This window comes from Nostocoides jenkinsii Ben 74, assembly GCF_001046875.1.
Lineage (GTDB): Bacteria > Actinomycetota > Actinomycetes > Actinomycetales > Dermatophilaceae > Nostocoides_A > Nostocoides_A jenkinsii.
The window spans coordinates 3,451,863-3,455,039 of record NZ_HF571038.1 but is presented as its reverse complement, the minus strand read 5'-3'; the positions used below and the strand labels follow the sequence as shown (position 1 = coordinate 3,455,039).

3 protein-coding genes and 1 tRNA gene are annotated in these 3,177 nt (G+C 69.5%); all 4 read right to left on the bottom strand.

What is annotated here, in order from left to right; genetic code table 11:
- Positions 1–1,372, bottom strand: a 1,372-nt coding sequence (locus tag BN13_RS16455; RefSeq protein ID WP_053079836.1) for a protein adenylyltransferase SelO, incomplete at its 3' end; no start/stop codon positions are given.
- Positions 1,373–1,409: 37 nt separating this feature from the next.
- Positions 1,410–2,018 carry a TetR/AcrR family transcriptional regulator gene (locus BN13_RS16450; protein ID WP_048548250.1) on the bottom strand — a complete coding sequence of 203 codons (609 nt, stop codon included), beginning with the start codon at positions 2,016–2,018 and terminating at the stop codon, positions 1,410–1,412.
- Positions 2,019–2,185: 167 nt separating this feature from the next.
- Positions 2,186–2,275: transfer RNA gene (locus tag BN13_RS16445), tRNA-Ser, on the bottom strand.
- Positions 2,276–2,323: 48 nt separating this feature from the next.
- Positions 2,324–3,177: sensor histidine kinase (locus BN13_RS16440; protein ID WP_048548249.1), on the bottom strand; the 854-nt coding region annotated here is incomplete at its 5' end.

Genomic DNA, 3,177 nt, shown 5'->3' with positions numbered 1-3,177 from the left:
CCAGCCGGTCGTATGCCGCGCGCTCGCCCCCCGCGGCCCCCTCCAGGGCCGCCTCGACGAGGTGGTTGCGGGGAACATAGAGCGGGTTGGTCCGGTTCATCGCCTCGGCGACCGCGGCTGGCTCCCCGGGCACGCGGGCCCGCCATGCCGCCATCCAGCCCTCGGACACCTCGGCAATCGGCTCACCGGAGGTCAGCGCGTCCGCCAAGTGGCGCCACGCCAGCGTGTAGTCGGCGCCGTTGGTGGCCAGCTCACCTAAAAGCGACTCGATCAGTTCGGCGTCCCCCGGACGGGCGGCATCGGTCAGGCCCAGCTTGGCGCGGAAGGCCGTCAGCCGAGCCTGCTCATAGTCGACCTGGAATCGATCCAGCACCTCGGTGGCGAGGTCGACGGCCCGGTCCGGGCTCGGGTCGATCAGCGGCAGGAGCGATTCGGCAAACCGGCTGAGGTTCCACAGGGCGATCGGCGCTTGGTTGCGGAAGCGATAGCGGCCACCGGAGTCGATCGAGCTGAACACCGCATCCGGGTCGTAGGCCTCCAGCCACGCACACGGCCCGTAATCGATCGTCTCGCCGCTCAACGCCATGTTGTCGGTATTCATCACCCCGTGCAGGAACCCGACGGCGACCCACCCCGCCATCAGGGTGGCCTGCGCCTTGGCCACTGCGGCGAGCAGGTGGCCGGCCTGGTCCGGCCCCGGCGGGGCGACGTCGGGGAAGTGGCGTGCCGCGGCATACGCCACGAGCCGGGGAAGGATGTCGGCTCCCGACTCGTGACTCATCGACCGCGCGACGAGTTCGAAGGTGCCCACGCGCAGGTGGGAGGCGGCGACGCGGGTGAGGACCGCGCCGGGCGGCATACCCCCGTCTCGGAAGACGCGGTCGCCCGTGGTGACCACGGCGAGGACCCGAGTTGTGGGTATGCCGAGCGCCGCCATCGCCTCGCCGAATAGGTGCTCGCGTAGGGCCGGGCCGAGGACGGCACGGCCGTCGCCGCCGCGCGAGAATGGTGTGCGTCCCGAGCCTTTGAGCGCCAGATCCCGCTGCTCGCCCGCCGGCGTGGTGATCTCGCCAAGCAGCACGGCCCGCCCGTCGCCGAGGAGGGGGGAGAAGCTGCCGAACTGGGACCCGGCATACGCCTGGGACACCGGCTGACTCTCCGGGAGTATGCCGCGCGCCCCCAACACCTCCAGCGCCTCCTGACTGTGCAGCCAGGAAGGCTCGAGACCGAGGTCGTCGGCGACGCCCGGATTGGTCAGATACAGCTGCGGGGAGTCGGCGTCCTCGCGAAGCGCCGGGAGCGTGGGCTGCCATTCCCGGACGAGTTCCGGGAAGGCGCCGGCGAAGTCCGCAGTCAGCCTCGGGCCAGTCACCGAGACACCGTAACGCGGACGGCCCCCGCAGAGGTGCTTAGGTCGCCGACGGGGAAATGGGGAGCAAGTAGGCCGACTTGATCAGCCAATCCAGAGCCTCGCGGGCCTCGCGGAGCGTGAGTATGCCGCGCGCGAAGCAGTAGGTCGTCCCGAGCCACCCAATCGTGAGCACTTGGAGCCGACCGCCACGCCAGGAGTCGGTGTTGCGGTCGAACGGCGCTGCGAGCCCTGGCGCCGACCGCACCCGGGAGTCCGTCGCGAGGCGGAACGCACTGTCGGGGTCGTCGCTGTCGCGAACCGTTGCCGAGAGGATAGCGAGGGCAAGCCCCGGCACGCGCGTGAACTCATCGAAGCTGGCGTGGACGGCTCGGCGGGTGATGTCCCGGTCGGTGTCGCCGGGTTGCATCTGCGCCATGACTGCCGCCAGGGCCCGCGTTTGGAGATGCATCGCTAACGCGAGCAGCAAGTCGTTCTTACTTGGAACGATCGAATAAAGTGTGTTGAGAGACATTCGACATTCGTTGGCAACCTTGCGCATCACCGGACCGCTGAAATCTCCGCGTTCGATGACGGCGAGCATTGCCGGCAAGACCCGTTCGTGGAGGCGCGCGTCCTCGAAGTCGGGTCCTTCGCTTGCGCCATCCATGAGCGTCACCTTAGTTGGAATATGGCGATCCGGCGCCCCCTGGATTGATACTCAAATTACTTTCCAGTCAACTAATCGCAACCGGTCGCCAGGGTGGGGAATGGCGTCAGGGCGGGACCGGTTGGTCCCGCCCTGACGAGGGTGACGTCGCGACGGACGTCAGCGCGCGGAGGCGGAGGGATTTGAACCCTCGATGGGCGATTAACCCAAACCGCATTAGCAGTGCGGCGCCATAGACCGGACTAGGCGACGCCTCCAAGGCCTGGCAACGATAACCGGCCGGGTGCCCTCGGGGCAAAGTGGGGTCAGATCATCTCGGCCGACGGCAGCTCGACGATGAACGAGGTCCGGCCGGGCCGCGACTCCAACCCCACGCGCCCGCCGTGCGCGGCCGTGACTGCCGCGACGATAGACAGCCCCAAGCCGGTGCTCCCGGAGGCCCGGTTGCGCGCCTCGTCGCCGCGCACGAAGCGCTCGAAGACGTTGCGCTGCAACTCTTCCGGGATGCCGGGGCCGTCGTCGGTAACGGCCAGGATCACCTTGCCAGGCCCCTGCCGCAGCGAGGTCTCGATGCGCGTGCCGACCGGCGTATGGGTGCGCGCGTTGGCTAGGAGGTTGGCGATCACCTGGTGGAGGCGGGCTTGGTCGCCGGGCACATCGACGGGTTCGTCGGGGAGGTTGAGCTCCCAACGGTGATCCGGCGAGGCGGCCCGGGCATCCCCGACGGCGTCCATGGCGAGCAGGGTCAGGTCGACCGGCTCGTGGGCCAGCGGCCGACCGGCGTCGAGCCGGGCGAGCAGGAGGAGATCCTCGACGAGTCCCTGCATCCGCAGGGCCTCGGATTCCACGCGGCCGAGGGCATGGACGACCGTCGCCGGGACGGGATCGCTCTCGCGGCGGGACAACTCGGCATACCCCCGGATGCTGGCGAGGGGAGTGCGGAGTTCGTGGGAGGCGTCGGCGACGAACTGGCGCACGCGCATCTCGGACTCCTGGCGGGCCTGCAAGGCGTGATCGACGTTGTCAAGCATGCCATTGAGGGCCAGGCCGACCTGGCCGACCTCGGTGCCGGGGTCGGTGTCGGTGGCGGCGACGCGCTCGGCCAAGGCGACCTCACCGCTGTCGAGGCGCAACCGGGAGACGCGGCCGGCGGTGGCGG

Coding starts and splice junctions, on each gene's coding strand:
- BN13_RS16450 (WP_048548250.1), bottom strand. CDS start 2,018: ATGGATGGCGCAAGCGAAGGACCCGACTTCGAGGACGCGCGCCTCCAC.